This window comes from Glycomyces sp. NPDC049804 (assembly GCF_040674615.1).
GTDB lineage: Bacteria > Actinomycetota > Actinomycetes > Mycobacteriales > Micromonosporaceae > Glycomyces > Glycomyces niveus.
Map to the genome: position 1 here is coordinate 368891 of NZ_JBFAMQ010000005.1, position 23471 is coordinate 392361.

Below are 23471 nucleotides of genomic sequence, written 5' to 3' on the forward strand. Positions count from 1 at the left end.
CACGGGGGAACTGGTGGCGACATCCGTCGCGGCCGCGCTGGCCGCTGAGCTCGGCCTGCGCACCGCCGCAGAGCTGCGCCCCGCAGCCGAAGCGAAGGCCGGGCGCGAGGCCCGCCTCGCGGGCGGGCCGCTGAGCGCAGAACCGCGCCGCGCTCCGGAACCGGAGGCCGCGCCGCTCCCGGGCGCCGCTCCCGGGTCGATCCAGCCGGCGAAGGCCATCCTGCCCGTCACCCCCGACATTTCCGCGCTCCTCCCCCACGGCGGACTCGCGACTGTGACCGCAATCATGGCCTCGCGGCGCGGGGCGACCTCGCTGCTGTGGCGGCTGCTGGCCGGTCCGACCAGGGCCGGGGCCTGGTGCGCGCTGGTCGGGATGCCCCGGGTGTACCCGCTGGCGGCGACGGCCGCCGGGGTGGATCTGGGACGGGTGGCGCTGGTCGACCCGGGACCGCTCGTGGTCGAGGCGGCGGGCACGCTCGCCGAGGGCGTGGCGGCGGTCGTGGTCCCGAGCGAAGGCCTCACCCCGACGCAGGTGCGGCGGCTGGCCGCACGGGCACGCAAGAGCGGCACCGCGATCATCTGGTGGGAGACCCGGCCCGTGGTCGGCGCCGACGCCCGCCTCGAAGTCGCCCGCGCCCGATGGAAGGGTTTGCGCCCCAACGCCGGACGCCGCTGGGGAGCCGGACGCCTCGACGCCTGCGAGCTCGAGGTCGCCGCCCACTGGCGGTCCGGGGGCGTCCACGAGGCCCGCATCTGGCCCTACGGCGGCGAGGCGGAAGCGGCGGAAGCCGTCCCCGAGAACGTCATCGACCTCCGGCAGCGCTCCGCAATGGACCGGCAGGCGGTCGAAGCCAACCGCACGCCGAAGCGAACGGCCGGCAGTCGTGGACGCGAAGCCGCCGCGCGCGCGAGCCGTCCCGATAGGGTCGGCTTCGAGGACCGCCAATCGGCCGAAGCGAGCAGCGCACCGCGCCAGGCTGGCGATGCTCCGCGCGGGCGTCGTGAGGCGGCAGCTCGCGATGCGCCCGCCGAGCGGGGCGCTACTCGCGCCGACCACCCCGCCGGCCGCGATAGGGGGGCCTTCACGGACCGCCAAGCAGCCGAGCCGAACAGCGCACCGGGCCGAGCGGGCGGCGCTCGGCGCGAGCGCTTCGCCGATCGTGCCGGCACGGCCCGCACCACCGCCGAAGCGAACGGTGCACCGCATCGAACGGGCGGCCCAGCGGTTCGCGATGCTCCCGAACGGGGAGGCACCAGGCTTCGCGGCGCCGACCGCCCCGCTAGCCGGGCCGATCGGGAGGCCTTCGCCGACCGCCAAGGCGCCGAAGCGAACGGCGCACCGCATCGAACGGGCGGCGGCCCGAGCGGGCGTGAGGTACCCGCCCAATCCGCCACTCCTGAGTCGGGCGGCGCGCTCCGCCCCGGGCGCGGGGCGGCCGTGGACCGCGGGACCGCCGTTGAGACCGACGGGGCGTCGCAGCGGCGTCGTGGCGTCTCGGTCGTTCCCATTCGTTCGGGCGGGGGCGATCGGTCGTGAGTGTGCGGGTGCGGCGGGCCGGCGGGCGGGTGCTCGTGATGCGGCTCGTGGACTGGGACGCCGAGGATGCGGCCGCGTTCGAGCCCGTGCTCGATGCGCTCGACCTGCTCACCCCCTATGTCGAAGTGCTCGAGCCCGGGGTCGTCGCCGTGCCGTTGCGGCGCGGGGCCGGGGATGAGGCCGCGTTCTGCGAGACGCTCATCGACACCGTCTCCGGCCTGGTCGACCAGGACTGCCTGACCGGGGTCGCCGACGGCCTCTTCGCCGCCGTGCTCGCCGCTCGCGAAGGCCGGATCGTCCCCGCCGGACGCGACGCCGCGTTCCTCGCCCGCCGCGACATCCGCGACCTCCAGGCCACCGGCCTCATCGACGCCGAGACCTGCGAGACCCTGCGGCACTTGGGCATCGACACGCTCGGCGCCTTCCGCGACCTCCCCGGCCAAGCCGTCGCCGAGCGGTTCGGCGCCGCCGCGCGCCGCGCCCAGCTGCTCGCCTCCGGGCAGCTCGCCCGCCCGCTCGTCCCCCGCCCCGCCGCGCCCGAGCTGACCGCGACCGACACCCCCGAGACCCCCTACGCCACCGTCGAACAGGCCGTCTTCGCCGCCCGGCCCCTCGCCGAACGCCTGCTGACCGCGCTGGACGAACGCAATCTCGCCTGCACCCGCGTCACCATCACCGCCCGCACCGGCAGCGGCATGGAGCGCCGCCGCACCTGGCAGCTCGACCCCGCCATCAGCGCCGCCGAGCTCGCCCGCCGCGTCCGCTGGCAGCTCGAAGGCTGGCTCGCCACCGGCACCGCGAGCGAGACGGCCGACGAGACCGCGCACGCCGTCACCGTCCTCGAACTCGCCCCCGGCGGGCTCATCGGCCTCGTCGCGGCCGGGCGCGGCCTGTGGGGCGACAAGGGCGCCCGCGACGTGAAGGCCGAGGCCGCCCTGCGGCACGCCCAGAGCCGCTTCGGACCCGACGCCGTGCAGATCGCCGCCGCCACCGACGGCCGCGACCTCCCCGAGCGTTTCGGCGCCGCCGCTTGGGAAGTCGAGCACGCCCCGCCGCCGCCCTCCGGGCCGTGGCCCGGGTCGCTGCCCGATCCGCTGCCCACCCTCATCGGCACCGACGACGCCGTCGCCGTCCTCGACGCGACCGGCGCCCCCGTCCAGGCCCTCGCCCGCGGCGACCTCTCCGCCGCCCCGGCCCGCATCGCCTTGGGCGGCAAGCAGTTCCCGATCACCGCCTGGGCCGGGCCGTGGCCGGTGTCCGAACGCTGGTGGAGCCCGGCCGCCCGCCGCTACGCGCGCCTCCAGGTCGAGCTCGCCGACGGCCGCGCCGCCCTCCTCGTCTGCGAAGGCGGGCAATGGAAGGCGGTGGGCTGGTATGACTGACTACGCCGAGCTGCACTGCCACTCGCACTACTCCTTCGCCGACGGCGCGGACGCCCCCGCCGCGCTCGCCGCCGAAGCCGCCCGGCTCGGCCTCGCCGGGCTCGCGATCACCGACCACGACGGCCTGTACGCGGCCCCGCAGTTCGACAAGGCCGCAAGCGGGTTCGGCCTCCCCACGGTCTTCGGGGCCGAACTCAACCTCGACCTGGCGCGGTCCCGCCGCGGCCAGGTCGACCCGGGCGGACGCCACCTCGTCGTCCTCGCCCGCGACCCCGACGGCTACCGCGCCCTCTCGCGCGCCATCACCGCCGCCAAACTCGCCGGCGGCGAGAAGGACCTGCCCCGGTACCGGCTCGATGAGCTCGGCGCCCACGCCGACGGCGGCTGGCAGGTCCTCACCGGCTGCCGCAAGGGCTTCCTCAACGCGGCCTTGGACTCCCGCAAGGGCTCGGGCGGCCTCGACGCCGCCGAGGCGGCGCTGCGCGAACTCGCCGACGCGTTCGGGCCCGAACACCTCGCCGTCGAGCTCACCTGCCACGACCTGCCCGGCGACACCGAGCGGATCGAAACCCTCGCGCGCCTCGCCCGCCGCTTCGACCTGCCCGTCGTGGCCACCAACAACGTCCACTACGCGGCCCCGGCCCGCGCCCGCACCGCCGCCGCGCTCGCCGCCGTCCGCGCCCGCAGCACCCTCGATGCGACCGACCCGTACCTGCCCGCGAACGCCGGCGCGCACCTGCGCAGCGGCGCCGAGATGGCCCAGCGCTTCGCCGACTTCCCCGAGGCCGTGGCCGAATCGGTGCGCATCGCCGCCGAATGCGCCTTCCCCCTCAAGCTGCTCGCCCCGCGCCTGCCGCACTTCCCCGTCCCCGCCGGGCTCGACGACGACGCCTACCTCGAGACCCTCACCGAGAAGGGCGGGACCGAGCGGTACGGGCCGCCCGAGCGCTCGCCCAAGGCCTGGGAGCAGATCCGGCACGAGCTGCGGGTCATCGGGCAGCTGGGGTTCAGCGGCTACTTCCTCATCGTCGCCGACATCGTCGACTTCTGCCGCGACCGGAACATCTACTGCCAGGGCAGGGGATCGGCCGCGAACAGCGCCGTCTGCTACGCCCTCGGCGTCACCAACGTGGACCCGGTGTCGTTCGGGCTGCTGTTCGAGCGGTTCCTCTCCGCCGAGCGCGACGGCCCGCCCGACATCGACCTCGACATCGAGTCCGGCCGCCGCGAGGAGGTCATCCAGTACGTCTACGAGAAGTACGGCCGGGACCGGGCCGCCCTGGTGGCCAACGTGGTCACCTACCGTCCCCGCTCGGCGGTCCGCGACGCCGCCAAGGCCCTCGGGTACGGCCACGACCAGGCCCTCGCGTGGTCCAAGCGCCTCCACCGCTGGGGCGGCATCGACCCCGCCGAAGCCGAGGGCATCCCCGACGACGTGCGCTCCCTCGCCGCCGACTTCGCCGACATGCCGCAGCACCTGGGCATCCACCCCGGCGGCATGGTCCTCACCGAGCAGCCGGTCAGCGAGATCGTCCCGGTCGAGCCCGCCCGCATGAAGGACCGCACCGTCCTGCAATGGGACAAAGAGGACTGCGCCGACGCCGGGCTCGTCAAGTTCGACCTCCTGGGCCTGGGCATGCTCGAGGCCCTGCACCGCATGGCCGACCTCGTCCTCGGCTTCCACGGCGACCGCGTCGACCTCTGGCGGCTGCCGCCCGACGACACGGACGTCTACGACATGCTCTGCCGGGCCGACACCGTCGGCGTCTTCCAGGTCGAGTCCCGCGCCCAGATGGCGACCCTGCCCCGCCTGCGCCCCAGGCACTTCCACGACCTCGTCGCCGAGGTCGCGCTCATCCGCCCCGGGCCCATCCAGGGCGGCGCCGTCCACCCCTACCTGCGCCGCCGCCACGGCGAACCCTGGCGCCACCTCGTCCCCGAGATCCTGCACAAGTCCCTGGAGCGCACCTACGGTGTGCCGCTGTTCCAGGAGCAGCTGATGCGCATCGCCATCGACGCCGCAGGCTTCGACGCCGGCGAGGCCGACAAGCTCCGCAGGGCCATGGGCGCCAAGCGGTCCGAGGAGCGCATGGAGGAGCTGCGCGAACGCCTCTACTCCGGCATGGCCGAGCGCGGCATCACCGGCGCCGACGCCGACCGCCTCTACGAGCAGCTGCGCTCCTTCGCCGACTTCGGCTTCCCCGAATCGCACGCCGCGAGCTTCGCGTTCCTCGTCTACTCCTCGGCCTGGATCAAATGCCACTACCCCGCCGCGTTCTACGCCGGGCTCCTCGCGAGCCAGCCCATGGGCTTCTACTCCCCCGCCTCCCTCGTCGCCGACGCCCAGCGCCACGGCCTCACCGTGCTCGCCCCCGACGTCAACGCCAGCGAGCCCGTCGCCTCCCTCGTCCCCACCGGGCGGCCCGTGAAGCCGCCGCTCATAGGCGAGGCGGACCTGCGCCTCGGCCTGGACAACGTCAAAGGCCTCGGCGAGCCGGCCGCGCTGCGCATCACGGCCGCACGCGCCGAAGGCGGCCCGTTCCAGAGCCTCGCCGATCTCGCCCGCCGGGCCGGGATAGGCAAGGAGCGCATGGAGAAGCTCGCCGTCGCCGGCGCCCTCGAGAGTCTCGAACCGGACCGCCGGAAGGCACTGTGGACGGCCGGGACCGTGGACGAGCGGCCGGACACCATCCCCGGCACGGGACCGGCCGCGCCGCCGCCCACCCTGCCCGGCATGAGCGGGGCCGAGCTCGCCCGCGCCGACTACACCGGCCTGGGGCTCTCGGTCCAGACCCACCCGATGGAGCTGGTGCGCGCCGGGCTCGACGCCGCCGGGGTCCTGACCGCCGCCCGGCTCCCGTACGCCGAGGACGGCTCGCGGATCGAGGTCGCCGGGATCATCACGCACCGCCAGCGCCCCTCGACGGCGAAGGGCGTCACGTTCCTGAGCTTGGAGGACGAGACGGGGATCGCGAACATCGTGTGCTCGCAAGGGCTCTGGAAGCGCTGGCAGAGCGTGGCGTCGGTGGCGCGGGCGCTGGTGGTGCGGGGCGCGGTGGAGAAGCCGCACGACGCGGTGGGCGATCACGTGATGCCGATGATCGTGGCGGACAAGCTGACGCTCCTGGACCTCAGCAGTCCGAGCGCGCCGTCGCGGGACTTCCGATGACTACCGCCGCTAGCCGAGACGCGCATCACTCGTTTCGGGAGTGCGGAAACCGTCCCGGATTCACGTCTTGATGGGTACGAAGGCGCACCGATAATAATGCGCCCCAAGCGAATTGGAGCCTCCACAATGAACAAGACCTGGATCGCGCGCGCCGGGCTGGCTTTCGGCGCCGGTCTCGCGCTGGCCGCGAGCATCGCCGCCCCCGCGCAGGCCGCGGACCTCGAGGTGCAGCTCACGGATGCGGGCGGGAACCTGATCGCCGAGATGATGCACCATGATGAGGGCGACGTCTTCTCGGTGCATGACTGGTACCGGGACGGGCACGGCGTTCGCGGCAGCCTCTACCTCGTCGAGGACGGCGAGTGGATCCTGCTCGAGAGCATCTACAACGGACTCGGGGCCGGGGAGTTCACCACGTTCCAGTGGAACGTGCTCACCGGCGAGGAGTACGTGATGGAGGTCTGCTCCGTCGACGGCGCGAACGACCCTGAGGCGAACGACTGCTCCTTCCGGGAGGTCACCGAGTAGCGGGTCCCCTCGCGAGCGGGTGTGTCGCGGAGGCCGGGTCCCGGATCGGGGTCCGGCCTTCAGCGTTCGAGGTAGGACTCGAGGTTGAGCAGGGACGAGCTCATGCCTTCGGCGTGGTCGGCGGCGGTGATGGCGTCGGGGACGTTGGTGGCGGTGAAGGTGACGCGGGTGCCTTCGGGGACGGGCTCGAGGGACCAGGTGGTGGTCATGGGGCCGGTGAAGGCGTGGTCGTCGGACTTGAAGTCGATCTCGGCGGTGACGCGGGTGTCGGGGACGAGTTCGATGAAGCGGGCTTCGACGGTGTCGGTGTCGGCGGTGGTCTTGCCGGGCGCGCCTTCGGGGTCCGCGTAGGTGAGGGTCATGCGGTAGGTGCCGCCGGGGCGCGGGTCGTAGTGGTCGAAGCGGCCGGTCATCCCGGCGGGCGGGAGCCAGGCGGCGAGCGCCTCGGGGTCGGTCAGGGCGGCGTAGACGCGTTCGGGCGAGGCCGGGATGTCCCGGCTGGCTTGGTCGGTTCGCGGCATCTTGGGACCGTAGCATCCGCGGCTTCGCGGCGGGACGCGAAAAGGCCCGGCCCCTGGCAGGGGCCGGGCCTCTACGTCGTCGTATTAGTGCGCCGGGGCGGCGTCGCCCGCGGGGGCGTCGGCCTTCTTGACGAGGAAGGCCGCGGCGGCGGCCACGAGGGCCATGCCGGTGCCGCACAGGAACGCGAGGTGGATGCCGTCGGCCTGGGCGGTGACGGTGGTCGCGCCCGATTCGATGCTGGCGGCGGCACCGGTGGTCATCAGGGTGATGAACACGGCGGTGCCCGCGGCGCCCGCGACCTGCTGCAGGGTGCTCATGATGGCGCTGCCGTGGGAGTAGAGCTCCATGGGCAGGGCGCCGAGCGAGGAGGTCATGAGCGGGGTCATGAGGCTGCTGAGGCCGAGGCTGAGCATCACGTGGATGACCACGACGAACCAGACGGCGCTCTCCTGGTCGAGCATCGTCATGAGGCCGAGGGCGCCCGCGAGGACGATCGAGCCGGGGATGACGAGCGGGCGGGGCCCGACGCGGTCGAAGATGCGGCCGACGAACGGGCCGGAGAGGCCCATGGCGAGGCCGCCGGGGAGGACCACCAGTCCGGTCTGGAGCGTGTCGAGGTTGAGCACGTTCTGGAGGTAGATCGGCAGCAGGATGAGCGAGCCGAAGAGGGTCGCCATCGAGACCAGCAGCATGATGATGCCGACGGTGAACGAGCGGGACTTGAAGGGCCGCAGGTCCATCAGGGCCGCGTCGTCGCGCTGGAGCCGGAGCTGGCGGAAGACGAACAGGGCCAGGGAGGCGGCGCCCGCGCCTACGGCGACGTACGGCGGGACCGGGGTGTGGTTGCCCGCGGCGGACTCGCCGAAGCTGCTGAGGCCGTAGATGAGGCCGCCGAAGGCGACGGCGGAGAGCATCGCGGAGAGCAGGTCGAGCTTGACCGGTCGGGTCTCGCCGAGGTTCTTGATGAGGACGCCGCCGAGGACGAGCGCCAGGACGGCGATCGGCAGGACGGCGAGGAACATCCAGCGCCAGGTCAGGTTGTTGAGGATGAACCCGGAGAAGGTCGGGCCGATCGCGGGGGCGACGGCGATGACGATCGTGATGAAGCCCATCGTGCGTCCGCGGCGTTCGGCCGGGACGAAGGTCATGACGGTGGTCATGAGGAGCGGCAGCATGACGGCGGTGCCGCTGGCCTGGATGACGCGGGCGGCCACGAGCATCGGGAAGACGGTGGCGACGCCGGCGAGCAGGGTGCCGGCGGTGAACAGGCCGATGGCGGCGAGGAACACCGTGCGGGTGGTGAAGCGCTGCAGGATGAGGCCGGTCATGGGGATGACCACGGCCATGGTGAGCATGAAGCCGGTCGTCAGCCACTGCACGGTGGCCGCGGTGATCGAGAACTGCTCCATGAGGCGCGGCAGGGCCACGCCCATCACGGTCTCGTTGAGGATCATGACGAACGTGGCGACGAGGAGTACGCCGAGCACGATCTTGATCTGGCTCGACATGCCCGGTTCGGGCGCTGGTGCTGCGTCGGCTTCGGGTGACTCGGCCGGTCGCTGGTCAACGGTCATGGGGGAAGTTTCCTTTTGTGGTGTTCCTTGCCCGGTGCCGACGGGCCCGCACCTGCATCCTCCGGGGTGTCGGAGGGTGACGGAGCGCGCGCACCGGAAAGTGTCAGTGACTGTCAATCATTGCAGTTGCTACCATCCGGGTCATGGGGGCCGGTGGGAGTCTGCGAGAAGTGTCACGTCGGGCCGTGCAGTCAAGGATCGCACGGACCGCCGAGGAACTCTTCGTCGCAAAGGGATTCGAGGAGACGACGGTCGATGAGATCGCCGCCGCCGTCGGCATGTCCCAGCGCAGTTTCTTCCGATACTTCGCTTCCAAGGACGAAGTGGTCCTCGACAGCCTCGAGCGGCTCGGCCTGGAGCTGGCGGTGCGGCTCGAGGCCCGGCCGCTGGACGAGACCGAGTGGGACTCGCTGCGGCACGCGTTCGAGCCGATCGTGGAGCGGCTGGCCGATCCGGCGATGCGCGAGCACGACGCGGCGGTGCAGAAGATCGTGAACGCGAGCCCGCGGCTGTTCGCGGCGTACCTCGGGCGGCTCGACGGGCTGCAGCGCTCGCTGTCCGAGACGCTGATGGAGCGGGCGGCCCGGCGGCCCGGGCGCGCGCCGGACCCGGTGGTGCTGCGGGCGGTGGTCGGCGGGGCGTTCGCGTGCCTGCACGCGGCGATGGTCGAGGCGGTGGCCCGGCCGGACGAGTTCGGGCGGAGCCTCGACCGGACCATGGCGGCGCTGCGGCCCGCCGCCGTCTGCTAGGCCCCTAGTGCCGGTGGTGCTGGTGGACGACCGCGTGGCCCTTGCCGCGTGAGATGAGCCAGCGGTTGATCGGGACGGTCACCACGAACGCGATCGCCAGCGCGGCGGCGAGCGTCAGCCAGAATCGGTAGTCGGCCAGGCCCATCTCCATCGCGCCGGGCATGGCGAGGAGGAAGCCGTTGTCGACGATCTCCATGACCGCGATCGAGATGGTGTCGGCGGCGAGCGCGACCTTGAGGGCGTCCTTGAAGGACAGCCCGGCGCGCATGACGCCGCGCATGGTCAGGGCGTAGCCGAAGAGGAAGGCCAGCGTGATCGCGAGGGCGATCGTGGCGAAGCCGTGCCAGCCGAGGGCGGTGCCGATGACGACGCCGAGCACTTCGCCGATGGCGCAGCCGGTGAGGCAGTGGAGGGTGGCGGAGGCGGCCATGCCCCAGCTCGCGGGAGCCGGGCCGCCGTGTCCGCCGTGTCCGGCGTGGTCGCCGTGGTTGCCGTGTCCGGCGTGGTGGGCATGGTCTTCGGCCGCATCGTGTCCGGCGTGGTCGCCGTGGTTGCCGTGTCCGGCGTGGTGGGCATGGTCTTCGGCCGCATCGTGGGCGGCGTGGTCGCCGTTGGCGGCGTGCCCGTGTCCGGTGTGGTCGTGGGCGGTGCGGCCCTCGTGCTCGGCCTCGGCGGTGCGGGCGGCGTGTCCGGCGTGGTGGGCATGGTCTTCGGCCGCAGGGGCGGGGGCCGAGTGTTCGTGGGCGGCGTGTCCGGTGTGGTCGCCGTTGGCGGCGTGCCCGTGTCCGGTGTGCCCGTGTCCGGTGTGGTCGTGGGCGGTGCGGCCCTCGTGCTCGGCTTCGGCGGTGCGGGCGGCGTGGTGGTCGTGGCCGGCGTGGTCGTCATGACCTTGGTGGTCGTGGCGGGAGTGGTCCACAGCGATGCTCCTCGAGGGTCTGGCGGCCCGGGGTGGCCGCAGCCGGATGATCGTATACCCCCGCCCGGTATGTTGCAAACGGGGTTCGCGATGCGGGATGGACAATGTCCTGCGCCGTGCGCGACCGCCGTAGGAAGATCCACAGTGCAGGGAACGGAGGGGCGGCATGGCGGCGACATCGGACGGTGCGGCCTCCACGCGGCGCGCGGACGGCGTCCGGTACCTGCGGCTGCTCGGCCTCGCAGCGCTCGTCGGCATCCCGATCTCCGTGGCCGCCTTCGCCTTCCTCGCCCTCCTGCACTGGCTGACGGCGTTCGTGTGGGAGGACCTGCCCGAGGCCTGGGGCCTCGAGCCGGTGCCGTGGTGGTGGCCGTTCCCGTGGCTGCTCATCGGCGGCGCGCTCGTCGCCGTCGCGATCAGCCGCCTGCCCGGGCACGGCGGGCACGTCCCGATCGACGGCCTCTCGGCCGAACCCGTGCCGCCCTCGCACCTGCCCGGAGTCCTGCTCGCCGCGCTCGGCGGCCTCCCGCTCGGCGTCGTGCTCGGACCCGAAGCCCCGCTCATGGCCGTCGGCGCCGCGCTCGCGACCATCCTCACCTCGCGCTGGATCGCCCGCAAGAGCCCCGAGAACGCGCTCCTGGACGCGTCGGGGTCGGCGGCGGCCGTCGCCGTCATCTTCGGCAGCCCGCTCGTCGCGGCCGTGTTCATCCTCGAATCCGCAAGCAGGTCCGGACTCAGGTCCACGAAGGTCGTGCTGCCGTGCCTGCTCTCGGCCGGCATCGGCGCGCTCGTCTTCACCGGGCTCGGCACCTGGACGGGGCTGCCGGTGATCTCGCTCGAGCTGCCCGGTCTGGGCGCCCAGACCCGACTCGACGCCGCCGATCTGCTGTGGACCGTGCCGTTCGCGGCGGCAATCGCCCTGGGCGTCAATGTGATCCACCGAATCGGACGGCGGCTCCTGCCCCACGCCAAACGGCGTCCCGCACTCATGGCCATGGCCGCGGTGACCGTTACGGCCGTCGCCGCCGCGCTCTACGCGCTGCTCACCGACCGCTCCCCCGTCGAGGTGCTGCTGTCCGGACAGGACGCGCTCGCGACGTTCACCGGTACCGGGGAAGCGCTCGGCACCGGGGCGCTCGTCGCGATCCTGGCATTCAAGGGCCTCGCCTACGGCGTGTCGCTCGCGACCCTGCGCGGCGGCCCGATCTTCCCGGCCGTGTTCCTCGGCGCCGCCGCAGGCACCCTGGTCAGCGGCCTGCCCGGGTTCGGGCTCCTCCCGGCGATGGCGGCGGGCATGGCCGCGGCGACGGCCGCCATCTTGCCGCTGCCGGTATCGGCCGCCCTGCTCATCACGCTGCTGCTCGGCACGGACTCGGCCGCGATGACCCCGATCGTGCTCATCGCCGTGGTCGTGGCTTTCATGACCGAACGACTCACAGAGCGGACCGGCGACGCCGACGCCGCCGCTCCGATCCGGGATTGAGGTGGAGAGGTTGCAGGACGAGACGAAGCCGAGGCGCGGACACCCGCTGCGCTGGCTGCTGGCGTGCGTCGCGCTCATGATCCTCTACTCGGTCGTTCCGGTGTCGAACGAGCCCGAGTCCGGATCCCTGGTCCTGCGGTGGACCGCCACGGTCCTCATACTGGCGGGCCTGGCCTTCGCGATCCGCTGGCAGTCGCTGCGACAGCTGCGCGAGCCCGACGCGCCGCTGGGCGCGCTGATCGTGGCCATCCTCGCCGGACTCCTGCTGTTCGCGCTCCTCGACTACGCACTGGCCGTGAACCGGCCGGGCGAGTTCAACGAGCTCCACACCCGCGTTGACGCCCTTTACTACGCCGTGAGCACCCTGGCCACCGTCGGCTTCGGGGACGTCTCGGCGCAGGGCCAGGTCGCCCGGACCGTCCTGTGCGTGCAGATGGCGTTCAACTTGACGGCCATCGCGAGCGCCGCCTCGATCGTGGCCCGCAAGTTCGGCGAGCGGGCGGCGCAGCGCGCCGCTCGCGGCCGCGGCGACCGCTGAGCGCCGGGACCGGTCCCGGCGCGGCTTCCTAAGCTCGAAGCGGGAGAAGTGGAGGCCCGCATGCCCTTGCGCGAGGAGACGACCATCCGGATCGGGCACCTGACCGGGACCGGCTTCGATGTTCTCTCGACTGAAAGGAAACGCCGCTACACGGTCACGACCCGCCGCATCCGCCGCCCCGCGACCGGCAAGGCACTGGTCGAACTGCATTGCGACCGGTGCGGCGCGGCATTGCTGGTGCGGGTTCGCAGCAGGGCGCTTTCGCGCACGATCCGCAAGCGGTACAAGCTGACCGCGTTCATCGGCGCCGTCTCCGCGGTCGTCCTCTACGGCGGCGCCGTCGGCCTCGACCAAGCCGGGGTCGTCCTTCCGTTCACCTCCGTGCTCGGCCCGGTCTCGGTCATTGCGTTCCTGCTGGGCCTCGCGGCCTTCGCCGTCGGCATGTACGCCTCGTACAACGAGGAGGGAATCCGCCTCCGCTCCGGCCCCGGGGTGGCAGACGGGACGCACCGGCTGCTGCTCGGCGATCTGCACGACCCTCCTCGTCGCACGTTGGTCTCCTAGGCCGCCAGCGGGATCGCGCGCTGCGCGGGTCCGGTGTAGGCGCTCAGCGGCCGGATGAGCGCGTTCGACTCCAGTTGCTCGATCACGTGCGCGGTCCAGCCGGTGATGCGGGACATGACGAACAGCGGCGTGAACATCGGGATGTCGAAGCCCATGAGGTAGTAGGCGGGACCGGCCGGGAAGTCGAGGTTGGGGTGGATGCCCTTGGCCTCCATCATGGCCGCCTCGAGCTCCTCGTACATCGCGACCCAGCGCCGCCCGCCGGTCAGCTCGGCCATGTCGATGAACGCGGCCTTCATGGTCGGCACCCGCGAGTCGGCGTCCTTGTACACGCGGTGTCCGAAGCCCATCACCTTCTCTTTGGCGGCCAGGCGCTCCAGGAGCCAGGAGCGGGCCAGCGCGGGGTCTTCGATCTCGAGCATCATGCGCATGACGGCCTCGTTGGCGCCGCCGTGGAGCGGGCCTTTGAGCGCGCCGATCGCGGCGGTGACGGCGGAGTAGATGTCCGAGAGGGTGGAGGCGACGGTGCGGGCGGTGAAGGTGGAGGCGTTGAAGCTGTGCTCGGCGTAGAGGATCATCGAGATCTCGAAGCAGCGCAGCACTTCCGGTGCGGGGACGGTGCCGAAGCACATGTGGAAGAAGTTCTCGGCGAAGCCGAGGCTCGGGTCGGGGGCGATGCGGGCGAGGCCCCTGCGGCGGCGGAAGTCGTGGGCGACGACCGTGGGGAGTTTGGCGAACATCGCTTCGGCCTTGGCGCGGTTGGCGGCCGGGCTGTTGTCGTCCTCGGCGGGGTCTTCGGCGCCGAGGCAGGAGACGGCGGTGCGCAGCAGGTCCATCGGGTGGCAGTTGTCGGGGACGCGGTCGACGACGGCGATGGTGGAGCGGGTGACCTCGCGTTGGGCGCCTTCGCGTTCGGTGAAGCGGGCTAGGGCGGCGGCGTCCGGGAGGTCGCCGTACCAGATGAGGTGGGCGACGGCTTCGAAGGAGCAGGAGCGGGCGAGTTCCTGGACGGGATAGCCGCGGTAGGTGAGGGAGTTCGTCTCGGGGACGACTTCGCTGATGGCGGTGGTGTCGGCGACGACGCCGGCGAGGCCCTTGCGGATGTCGGTGCTCATGCGTCCCTCCCGGGGATCTTGAAGTCGAAGAGCTGCTGGTCGAAGGCCGCGTAGGAGGCGTAGTCGACGAGTTCGTAGAGGCGGGCGCGGGTCTGCATCGCGTCTACATGGGAGGCCTGGGTGCCCTCGGCCTCGAGGGTGTCGAAGAGGTTCTCGACGGCGCCCATGGCGGCGCGGAGGCTGGAGACGGGCCAGATGACGAGGTTGTAGCCGAGGTCTTCGAGCTGCCGAGCCGTGAGCGCGGGCGAGGTGCCGAACTCGGTCATGTTGGCCAGGAGCGGGACGTCGACCGCTTCGCGGAAGGCGGCGAACTCGGCTTCGGTGCGTAGCGCCTCGGGGAAGACCATGTCGGCTCCGGCGTCCACATAGGCTTTGGCGCGGTCGACGGCGGCGTCGAGGCCTTCGACGGCGCGGGCGTCGGTGCGGGCGCAGATGACGAAGTCGGGATCGGTGCGGGCCTGGACGGCGGCGCGCACCCGCTGCAGCATGACGGCGGCGGGCACGACCTCCTTGCCGTCGAGGTGGCCGCAGCGCTTGGGGTTGACCTGGTCTTCGAGATGGCAGCCGGCGAGGCCGGCGTCTTCGAGCGCGGTGATGGTGCGGGCGACGTTGGCGGCCTCGCCGAAGCCGGTGTCGGCGTCGATGAGGGTGGGCAGGTCGGTGGCGCGGGCGATCTGGCCGCCGCGCCCGGCGACCTCGGTGAGGGTGGTGAGCCCGATGTCGGGCAGGGCGAGGTCGGCGGCGAGCGCGGCGCCGGAGACGTAGACGCCTTCGAAGCCGCGGTCGGCGACGGCGCGGGCGACGAGGGGCGAGAACGCGCCCGGGAGGCGCTGGAGGCGGCCGGAGGCGAGTCCGGCGCGCAGCGCCTGGCGTTTCTGGGACGGTGAGATCCGTTGCGTCATCAGAAGAGTCCTCCCTGCAGGGGTGCGGTGAGCGCGCCGGGAGGGGCGGCGAGGTTGAGGGCCCGGACTTCGGCGGCGTCGAGTGTGCCGAGGCGGCAGGCGAGGTCGAGGAAGCGGTCCTGTTCGGACGGTTCGATCACGCCGTCGGCGAGCGTGCGGAACTTGGCGATGTACTGGTCGCGGGCGAAGGGGCGGGCGCCGCGGGGGTGGGCGTCGGCGACGGCGAGCTCGTCGTCGATCGTGGTGCCGTCGTCGAAGACCACGGTGACGTGGCCGCCGAAGGCGCGCTTGTCCGGGTCCGGGTCGTGGTAGCGGCGGGTCCACTCCTGGTCTTCGAGGGTGCGGACCTTGCGCCACAGCGCGACGGTCGATTCGCGGTGCGCCCGTTCGGGAGTGTAGGACCGCTCGTGGTGCCAGTCGCGGTCTTCGAGGGCGACGGCGAAGATGTACATGATGGAGTGATCGAGGGTCTCGCGGCTCGCGTCGGGGTCGGTCTTCTGCGGGTCGTTCGCTCCGGTGCCGATCACGTTGTGGGTGTGGTGGCTGGTGCGGATGACGATCTCGGCGATGCGCGAGAGGTCGCCGATGCGCGGCGCGAGCCGCCGGGCGAGGTCGATGAGCGCCTGGCTCTGGTACTCGGCCGAGTGCTCCTTGGTGTAGGAGTCGAGGATGGCGCGCTTGGGCTCGCCGGGGGCGGGCAGCGGCACGGTGTAGCGGGCGTCCGGTCCGCTGAGGAGGCGCGCGATGACGCCGTCCTCGCCCTCCCAGATCGGGGAGGGCGCGCCTTCGCCGCGCATGGCCCGGTCGACCGCTTCGACCGCGGCCTTGCCCGCGAACGCGGGCGCGTACGCCTTCCAGGAGGAGATCGCGCCCTTGCGGGACTGCCTCGTGGCGGTGGTGGTGTGCAGCGCCTGGCCGACGGCCTGGTAGACGGTCTCGGCGTCGAGGCCCATGAGGCTGCCGATGCCGGCCGCGGCGGAGGGCCCGAGGTGGGCGATGTGGTCGATCCGGTGCTCGTGCAGGCAGATCCCGCGCACGAGGTCGATCTGCACCTCGTAGCCGGTCGCGATGCCGCGAACGAGCGCCGCCCCGTCCAGGCCCCGGTGCTGGGCCACGGCCAGGACCGGCGGGATGTTGTCGCCGGGGTGGGAGTAGTCGGCCGCGAGGAACGTGTCGTGGAAGTCGAGCTCGCGCACCGCGACCCCGTTCGCCCACGCCGCCCACTCGGGCGAACAGCGCACCTCGGCGCCGAACACGGCCGCGCCGGGCCCGTACGGGTGCGCGAGAGCCTGGGCGCGGGCGTTGGCGACCGGGCGGCGGGCGAGCGACGCGGCCGCGACGGCGGCGTTGTCGATGACCCGGTTGCCGATCATCTCGGCGACCCCGGGCTCGACCGGCACGGGGTCGATCGCGACCTGCGCGATCTTCCAGGCCAACTGCTCCTCGCGGGCCAAGTGCTCGCGCGAGGCGTGGGCGCGGACGGGATGCTCGATCATGCGGCGGCTCCTTCTGGGTTATCTTCACAGTATGTACAGCCGCCGATCCCGTTGAAAGCACTGAACATGTGGTTTCTTGTGGAAATATCGGCGCCGTTTTGTGAATGTTGTGAAAGGACCACTCGATGGCGTTGAAGACCGCCAAGGTCGGGCTGCGGCTGCGCCGGTTCCGCGAGGAGCAGGGCCTCACCCAGGCCTCGCTCGCGACCGCGCTGGGCATCTCCACGAGCTACGTGAACCAGATGGAGTCGAACCAGCGGCCCCTCACCGGCCCGGTGCTGCTGCGCCTCGCCGAGGTCTTCGACGTGGACGTGCAGCGCTTCTCCGCGGCCGAGAGCGACCGGCTCGACGCCCAGCTGCGCGACGCCCTCGCCGACACCGCCCACGCCGAGCAGGTCTCCCCCGGCCAGACCCGCGAACTCGCCGAGGGCATGCCCGAACTCGCGCGCTACGTCGTCGACCTGCACCGCCGCTACCGCCACGCCGTCGAGCGCAACACCGCCATGAGCGCCGAACTGGACGCCGGCGCCGCTCCCACGGCGTACGAGGAGGTGCGGGACCTGTTCTACGCCAAGCGCAACTACATCGCCGAACTCGACCAAGCCGCCGAAGACATCGCGGCCCGACTCGACCCCTCCGACCTCGCGTCCGGGCTCACGCGGCTCCTCGCCGACCGGCACGGCACCACCGTCGCCGCACTCGACCCCGAAGAGCAGGCCAAGCGCCGCTTCGACCCCGACGGCCGCGTCCTGCGCGTCTCGCCGCTGCTCTCCCCCGGCCAGCGCGCGTTCCAGCTGGCGACGCACCTGGCGCTGGCCGGGCACGCGGACCTCATCGACGCCCTGGTGGCGGCCGCGGACCTGTCGGGGCCGGAGGCGCGGTCGCTGGCGCGGATCGGGCTGGCGAACTACTTCGCGGGGGCGCTGATCCTGCCGTACGGCGTGTTCCGGGGCGCGGCCGAGGAGCTGCGGTACGACATCGACCTGCTGCAGCGGCGGTTCCGGGTGGGCTGGGAGACGGTGGCGCACCGGTTGAGCACGCTGCAGCGGCCGGGGGCGCGGGGGGTGCCGTTCTTCTTCGTGCGGGTGGACCGGGCGGGGAACATCTCGAAGCGGCAGTCGGCCACGGACTTCCACTTCTCGCGCGTGGGCGGCAGCTGTCCGCTGTGGAACGTGTACGAGGCGTTCGCGCATCCCGGGGAGATCCGCACCCAGCTGGCGCAGATGCCGGACGGGCGGGCGTACCTGTGGGTGGCGCGGACGGTGACGCGCCGGTACGGCGGCTTCGGGACCCCGGCGAAGACGTTCGCGATCGGGCTGGGCTGCGACCTGCACCATGCGCACCGGCTCGTCTACGGGGACGGCCTGGACCTGGCGAGCCCGGCCGCGTTGACGCCGATCGGGCCGGGCTGCAAGGTGTGCGACCGCTCGGGCTGCCCGCAGCGGGCGTTCCCGGCGATCGGCCGCCCGCTGGATGTGACCGACCACCGCAGCGGGTTCACGCCGTACCCGTCTTCGTGAGTCGTATCTGATGTCCCGTCGAATTCGTTTGTCGAACGTCAGGCGCCGGTGCAAGCTGGGGAACGGGCCTGTCCTGGGCCCGCTCTGCCGCCTGATTGGACCGCCGTGACCAGCACCGCCGTGCCAGCCCGCACCGATCCCGCGCTCGTGGCCTGGCGCAACGCCGTCTTCGCGGTGTTCGCGCTCTCGGGGTTCGTGTTCGCCAACTGGGCCGCGCGCGTCCCGAACATGCGCGACCTCCTCGGCGCGACCACGCAGGAGATGGGCGTGCTCATTCTGGGGCTCGCGGCCGGGGCGATGCTGGGGCTGATCGCCTCGGGGCATGTGGTGGCACACCTGGGGGCGACGGCGGCGATCCGCTGGTTCCTCACCCTGACGGCGGCTGGGCTGGTCGCGATCGGCCTGATCGCCGGGTTCGCGCCGTCCTACTGGGCGCTGTTCGGGGCGCTGACGGTGCTCGGGGCGGGCAACTCGATGCTCGACGTGGCGATGAACCTCTCCGGGGCGGCGAACGAGCGGCGGATCGGCAAGACGCTGATGCCGATGTTCCACGCGGGCTTCAGCGTCGGCACCATGCTCGGCGCGGGCCTGGGCGCGCTGACCGAGCAGCTGGGCGTCTCCGCGGGCTGGCACCTCACGGTCGTGGGCCTCGCGGTGCTGGCCGTCTCGGCGTATTTGGTGCGGTTCCTGCAGCCCGCCGAGGAGCCGCGCGAAGCCGAGCCGGGCGAGAAGGCCGGATGGCGCACCCGCCTCGCGGCGTGGACTGACATCCGGGTGCTGCTCATCGGCCTCATCATCCTCGGCATGGGGTTCACCGAGGGCACCGCGAACGACTGGCTGGGCCTGGCGATGGTCGACGGCTACGGGCTCACCAACCCCGGCGGTGCGGCGGTGTTCGCGGTATTCGTGACCGCGATGACGTTGGGGCGCGTGGGCGGCGGCTGGTTCCTCGACCGGTTCGGGCGGGTCCCGGTGCTGGCCGGCTCGGCGCTGCTGGCGCTCGTCGGCCTGCTGCTGGTGATCCTCGGTCCGACCGCCCCGGTCGCGATCGTCGGCACGGTCCTGTGGGGCATCGGCGCGTCGCTCGGGTTCCCGGTGGGCATGTCGGCCGCCGCGGACGACCCGGTGAACGCCACCGCGAACGTCGCGGTCGTGGCGACCGTGGGCTACTGCGCGTTCCTCATCGGTCCGCCGCTGATCGGCCTGCTGGGCGAGAGCGTGGGCCTGCGGAACGCGTTCTACGTGGTGCTCGTGCTCGTGGCGATCGCGCTGGTCTGCTCGCCCGCGGCGCGCAGGCCGGGTTCGGCCCGCGCGCCGCGGACGGATGAGGACCGCTAGCTAGACGAACTTCCAGAGGTGGTCGGCGGCACCGGTGTCGTCCCAGGTGATGATCTGGGCGCCTTGGGTCTTCGAGGCGCTCTGGACGGCGAGGACCTTGCCGCCGTTGGCGCATTGGATGCGGAAGGCTCCGTTCGAGCCGTACCGCAGCCGCCAGCGGTGGTCGTTCGTGCCGTTGTCGTCCCACTGCATGACGCGCGCGCCCGCGGCCGTGGAGGCGTTCTCGACGCCGAGGACCTTGCCGCTGTTGCCGTTGCGCAGCTTGAAGTAGCCGCCGGTGTCCAGCACCGCGGTCCAGAAGTGGTCGGCGGTGCCGGTGCTCCCCCACTGGATCGCGAGGCCGCCGTTGGCGGTCGACATGTTCTGGATGCCGATCACCATGCCGCTGTTGACGTTCTGGATGCGGCGGGCCCCGTCGGGGACGAAGCGCCAGAAATTGTCGGCGGTCCCGTTGTCGGAGTCCTGCACGGCCTGTCCCCCGGCGGCCGTCGAGGCGTTGAGGATCGCCAGGAGCTTCCCGGTGTGGGCGTTGCGGACCTTGTGCCGCCCGTCGCCGTTGTCGACGATCGCCCACAGGTGGTCGGCGGTGCCGTTGTCGCTCCATTGCAGGACGCGGGCGTTGTCGGTCGTGGACATGTTCTCGACGCCGAGGACGAGCCCGGAGTTGCGGTTGCGGAGCTTCACGTTCGACCCGTCGGTGACGAGCTCCCACTTGTGGTCGGCGGTGTTCGTGTCGTTCCACTGCAGCGCGAGCCCGCCTGCGGCCGTTGACATGTTCTGGATGCCGAGCACGAGGTTCGAGTTGGCGTTGTAGAGCTTGAACGCGGGGGCCGTGGTCGAGCCGCCGTCGCCCGAGGCGTTCCAGTAGACGGTGTAGTTGTGGCCGTGGGCGTCGTAGAACGGGCCGAGGTTCACCTGGGCGCCGTCGGCGGTGGCGGTGAACGCGAGCGAGGAGGTGCTGGTCCGCTCGATCGAGTCCACGTCGAGCGAGGGCAGGGTGCCGAGGGTGGTGCTTCCGTAGTTCCCGGAGAGGACCGTGGGCCCGAAGACCGCCGCCGCCACGTTCTCGTCGTCGTTGGCCGCCTGCATCTTCAGGCTCATCGGGAGCTTCACGGTGACCGTGTCGCCGGAGGCCCACGTGCGGGTCAGGGCCGCGTAGGTGCCGGGGGTCGCGGTGATGTTCTGGGCCTGGCCGTTGACGCTGATCACCGCGCCCGAGGTCCAGGCGGGGATGCGCAGGCGCATCGTCCACGAGCCTGAGACGGTGCCGGTCACGGTGAGCGTGGTCGTGTCGCTCACAGGGTACGAGGTGGACTGCACGACGGTGAGGCCGCGCTCGGTCCAGTTCAGGCGCGAGGGCGTGTACAGGTTGACGTACAGGGTCGTGTCGGCTTTGAAGTACACCGAGTCCATGAGCTTGGTGAACGTCTCGAGGGCCGTGCCCTGGCAGCACCAGAACGAGTTGTAGTCGGTGCTCCAGGTGCCGCCGCCCCAGGCCGGGCCGACGCCGCGGCGCCCGCCCGGGTTCAAGGACGTGAAGTAGGTGATGTGCCCGTGCGCGTCGGCGGGGTTCTGCCAGCCGATGAGGTGGTTGAGCAGGGCCCGCTCGTAGTAGTCGAAGTAGGCGGCGTTGTTGGGGTCGAGGAGCCACAGCTCGCGGGTGAGGCGGAGCATGTTGTAGGTGTTGCAGCCCTCGCACGTGTCGGTGTCGAGGTACCGGGCGATGGCGTTCGGGGCGCGGAAGTGCTCGGCCTCGCTGTTGCCGCCGATCACGTATGTGTGGGCGCCGACCACGATGTTCCAGAAGTTCCGGGCGATGTCGCGGTAGCGGGCGGTGCCGGTGGCCTTGTACTCGCGGGCGGCCCCGATCATCTTGGGCACCTGGGTGTTCGCGTGCAGGCCGTTGAGCTGGTCCTGGTTGTTCGCGAGCGGGTCGAAGACGGCCGCGTGGTCGAACCGCTTCGCGGCGGTGAGCCAGCGCTCGGTGCCCGTCTGCTGGTAGAGGTCGGCGAGGACGGTGTTCATGCCGCCGAACTCGACGCGCAGCACGTTCTGCATCTGGGTGGTCGAGAGCCGCGCGGTGCGGGCGTCGACCCATCCGGCGAGCCCGAGGAGCACGTCGCGGGCCTGGGTGGAGCCCATGAGGCGCCACACGTCGAGGAGGCCGGCGAGGGTCTTGTGGATGCAGTAGTAGAGGACGTCGCCCTTGGTGCCGTTCTCGAGGGCGTCGAAGTTGGATTCGGGGAACCCGCTGAGGTACCCGGCGGCGAATCCGGCGGCGGCGTTGTTGGCCTGGCATTTGGCGAGTTCGGCGACCATCGTGTTGGCCTTGTCGCGGCAGGTCGTGTCGCCGAGGACGGCCCACGCTTGGGCCCACGCGGTGAGGAAGTGGCCTTGCATGTGGGTGCGGAAGGGGAAGTCGGGGGCGTCCCAGCCGCCGTTCGGGGCCGCGCCCGCCGTGGACAGCTTGTGGGTGGCGCGGAAGTTGTAGAGCAGGCGGTTGACGTCGACGAAGCGCAGGTAGGTGAGGGTGCGGTTCTGGTTCTCGAGCCAGCGCCCGGCGTTCAGGGTGACCTGGCCGAGCGGGAACTCGAATGCGGCGGCCCCGAAGTCGGGCCTGGCGGGGGCGATCGCGGCCTGCGCCTGGGTTCCGCCGGTGACGGGTGCGGCGGTGGCTACGGCGGCGACGCCGGCGGCTTGGATGAGGCGGCGGCGGCTGACGTTGGACATGCGTGTCTCCAGAGGGATTGGGGAGCAGGCCCGGCGCGGGAGGTGGGTCCCGCGCCGGGCGGTCTGGCGGGGATCAGGTGGTGACGCGGAAGGTCGCGTCGGCCCGTTCCTGGGTGGAGCTCACCGGGTCGAGCCGCAGCGCGTAGCCGTAGTGGCGGATGTAGCGGGTCGGGAAGTTGTACGAGGTGAACGAGCTCCAGGAGGAGTCGGCGAGCCCCGCGACCCGGTTGAAGGTGGCGTCGGCGTTGAACGTGCCGCCCGCTTCCCTGGGGGCGAGCACGAAGTCGTAGTTGACGTGCCGCAGGAAGTGGCCGGGGAAGTTCACGGACTCGAAGGAGACCGCGCTCGAGGAGGCCAGGCCGGGCACGAGCCGGAACTGGGCGTCCTGGGCGGGGCTCACGCCGGGGTCGATGCGCACGTCCATGTTGTAGTGGCGCACGTAGCGGTCCTGGTAGTTGTAGGACTGGAGCCGGTTGAACACCGGCGCCTGGTAGCGGTTGAGGACCCGCGTCTCCTCGGTCTGGGTGAGGTTGAGGATGAAGCCGTGCCGTTTGAGGTTGCCGCCCATGCTGTAGCCGGAGGCGATGCGATAGCCGGAGACGGCGGCCGGGTTGGTCGTGACGACGGGCAGGTAGCCGCGGCCGGTGGCGTACTGGTCGAGCCACAGCGCCCATTCGTTGCGGTCGTTGAACTTCGCCCACATCGGGCCTTCGACGCCGCCGCCGGTGAGGCCGGAGAGGTCGCCGAGGCGGGTCCAGGTGCCGGTGAGGGAGTTGCCGCCCTCGATGACGATCTGGGTGGTCTTCGAGGCGCGGTAGTAGCGGTAGCCGCCGGTGTTGGCCTCGATGATCTGGGTGTCGATGAGCTGCTCGGACCCGGCGAGGTTGATGTAGACCTGCGGGCTGGTGATGGTGCGGAAGTCGGTGGTGCGCGCGCTCCAGATGCGGTGCTTCTTGATGCCGTTCAGGGTCGAGTTGGTGGCCCAGTAGAGCAGGAAGTTCCCGGCGGAGGAGTCCCAGATGGCCTCGGGCGCCCAGGCGTCGCCGGCGTCGCCGATGGAGGCGGCGACCGGGAGCAGCCATGGGATCGACCAGTTGACGAGGTCGGTCGACTCCCAGACGACGAGGTTGCGGCTGCCGACGTGCTGCGCGTCGGTCCAGGACGTGCCCGATCCGATGTGGAGGTCGGTGGCGACGATCCAGTAGCGGTTGCCGGCGGGGTTGCGCACGATGATGGGGTCGCGGACGCCCTTGGTGCCGATGGGGGTGCGCAGGACGATCTGGCCGCGGTTGAGATCGGTCCAGTTGAGGCCGTTGTCGGAGTGGGCGAGGTAGATCTGCTCGCCGCCGGACCCTTCGCCGATGAAGTGGGCCATGAGATAGCCGGTGTAGGCGGTCTGGGCCGCCGC

Annotated in this window: 17 protein-coding genes and 1 pseudogene; 10 read left to right on the plus strand and 8 right to left on the minus strand. The window is 71.9% G+C overall.

The window, feature by feature from the left end:
• The first annotated feature begins 13 nt into the window (after positions 1 to 13).
• From AB0K52_RS10800 to AB0K52_RS10815, 4 genes are all read left to right on the plus strand, one after another.
• Positions 14 to 1537 carry a hypothetical protein gene (locus AB0K52_RS10800; protein WP_363529324.1) on the plus strand — a complete coding sequence of 508 codons (1524 nt, stop codon included), beginning with the start codon at positions 14 to 16 and terminating at the stop codon, positions 1535 to 1537.
• The gene (locus AB0K52_RS10805) at positions 1534 to 2919 is read left to right on the plus strand and encodes a DNA polymerase Y family protein (protein WP_363529327.1); all 1386 of its coding nucleotides are present in this window, start codon (positions 1534 to 1536) and stop codon (positions 2917 to 2919) included. Before AB0K52_RS10800 ends, AB0K52_RS10805 begins: the two co-directional genes overlap by 4 nt.
• Entirely contained in the window at positions 2912 to 6088 is a 3177-nt protein-coding gene (locus tag AB0K52_RS10810) for an error-prone DNA polymerase (RefSeq protein ID WP_363529330.1), read from the plus strand. Before AB0K52_RS10805 ends, AB0K52_RS10810 begins: the two co-directional genes overlap by 8 nt.
• Before the next feature lie 126 nt (positions 6089 to 6214).
• The gene (locus tag AB0K52_RS10815; protein ID WP_363529333.1) at positions 6215 to 6616 is read left to right on the plus strand and encodes a hypothetical protein; all 402 of its coding nucleotides are present in this window, start codon (positions 6215 to 6217) and stop codon (positions 6614 to 6616) included.
• A 59-nt stretch (positions 6617 to 6675) separates the two neighbouring features.
• Here AB0K52_RS10815 and AB0K52_RS10820 read toward each other — a convergent pair whose 3' ends face one another.
• Complete coding sequence (locus AB0K52_RS10820) at positions 6676 to 7137, minus strand: SRPBCC family protein (RefSeq protein ID WP_363529336.1); 462 nt, start codon at positions 7135 to 7137, stop codon at positions 6676 to 6678.
• Between the two features lie 84 nt (positions 7138 to 7221).
• Positions 7222 to 8712: an MDR family MFS transporter gene (locus AB0K52_RS10825; RefSeq protein WP_363529338.1), complete on the minus strand. Its 1491-nt coding sequence runs from the start codon at positions 8710 to 8712 to the stop codon at positions 7222 to 7224.
• 185 nt (positions 8713 to 8897) lie between these two features.
• On the opposite strand from AB0K52_RS10825, the gene AB0K52_RS10830 reads away from it, so the two are divergent.
• Positions 8898 to 9461, plus strand: coding sequence for a helix-turn-helix domain-containing protein (locus AB0K52_RS10830; protein WP_363529341.1), 564 nt, complete (start codon positions 8898 to 8900; stop codon positions 9459 to 9461).
• 4 nt (positions 9462 to 9465) lie between these two features.
• Here AB0K52_RS10830 and AB0K52_RS10835 read toward each other — a convergent pair.
• Positions 9466 to 9897: pseudogene (locus tag AB0K52_RS10835) on the minus strand (DUF4396 domain-containing protein); the annotation flags it as partial.
• A gap of 646 nt (positions 9898 to 10543) precedes the next feature.
• Here AB0K52_RS10835 and AB0K52_RS10840 point away from each other — a divergent pair.
• From AB0K52_RS10840 to AB0K52_RS10850, 3 genes are read left to right on the plus strand one after another with little or no spacing between them, the layout of a single operon-like run.
• Positions 10544 to 11860, plus strand: a complete 1317-nt coding sequence (locus AB0K52_RS10840; RefSeq protein ID WP_363529344.1) for a chloride channel protein — start codon at positions 10544 to 10546, stop codon at positions 11858 to 11860.
• 10 nt (positions 11861 to 11870) lie between these two features.
• Positions 11871 to 12398 (plus strand): potassium channel family protein, encoded by a 528-nt coding sequence (locus AB0K52_RS10845; protein WP_363529346.1) that lies wholly within the window; start codon positions 11871 to 11873, stop codon positions 12396 to 12398.
• 60 nt (positions 12399 to 12458) lie between these two features.
• Positions 12459 to 12962 carry a hypothetical protein gene (locus AB0K52_RS10850; protein WP_363529349.1) on the plus strand — a complete coding sequence of 168 codons (504 nt, stop codon included), beginning with the start codon at positions 12459 to 12461 and terminating at the stop codon, positions 12960 to 12962.
• Here AB0K52_RS10850 and AB0K52_RS10855 read toward each other — a convergent pair.
• The 3 genes from AB0K52_RS10855 to AB0K52_RS10865 are packed head-to-tail and all read right to left on the minus strand — an operon-like array spanning position 12959 to position 16475.
• Complete coding sequence (locus AB0K52_RS10855) at positions 12959 to 14077, minus strand: bifunctional 2-methylcitrate synthase/citrate synthase (RefSeq protein ID WP_363529352.1); 1119 nt, start codon at positions 14075 to 14077, stop codon at positions 12959 to 12961. The genes AB0K52_RS10850 and AB0K52_RS10855 overlap by 4 nt on opposite strands.
• Complete coding sequence (gene prpB, locus AB0K52_RS10860; RefSeq protein ID WP_363529355.1) at positions 14074 to 14979, minus strand: methylisocitrate lyase; 906 nt, start codon at positions 14977 to 14979, stop codon at positions 14074 to 14076. The genes AB0K52_RS10855 and prpB overlap by 4 nt, the downstream gene beginning before the upstream one ends.
• Positions 14979 to 16475: an MmgE/PrpD family protein gene (locus tag AB0K52_RS10865; protein WP_363529358.1), complete on the minus strand. Its 1497-nt coding sequence runs from the start codon at positions 16473 to 16475 to the stop codon at positions 14979 to 14981. The genes prpB and AB0K52_RS10865 overlap by 1 nt, the downstream gene beginning before the upstream one ends.
• 131 nt (positions 16476 to 16606) lie before the next feature.
• Here AB0K52_RS10865 and AB0K52_RS10870 point away from each other — a divergent pair, with 131 nt between their 5' ends.
• Positions 16607 to 17995, plus strand: coding sequence for a short-chain fatty acyl-CoA regulator family protein (locus tag AB0K52_RS10870; RefSeq protein ID WP_363529554.1), 1389 nt, complete (start codon positions 16607 to 16609; stop codon positions 17993 to 17995).
• Positions 17996 to 18100: 105 nt separating this feature from the next.
• Positions 18101 to 19333 (plus strand): MFS transporter, encoded by a 1233-nt coding sequence (locus AB0K52_RS10875; protein ID WP_363529361.1) that lies wholly within the window; start codon positions 18101 to 18103, stop codon positions 19331 to 19333.
• Here AB0K52_RS10875 and AB0K52_RS10880 read toward each other — a convergent pair whose 3' ends face one another.
• Both AB0K52_RS10880 and AB0K52_RS10885 read right to left on the minus strand, forming a co-directional pair.
• Positions 19334 to 22063: a beta-L-arabinofuranosidase domain-containing protein gene (locus AB0K52_RS10880; RefSeq protein WP_363529363.1), complete on the minus strand. Its 2730-nt coding sequence runs from the start codon at positions 22061 to 22063 to the stop codon at positions 19334 to 19336.
• Positions 22064 to 22136: 73 nt separating this feature from the next.
• A complete protein-coding gene (locus AB0K52_RS10885) occupies positions 22137 to 23438 on the minus strand; it encodes a glycoside hydrolase family 43 protein (RefSeq protein ID WP_363529557.1) in 1302 nt (433 codons plus the stop codon).
• Between the last annotated feature and the right edge of the window lie 33 nt (positions 23439 to 23471).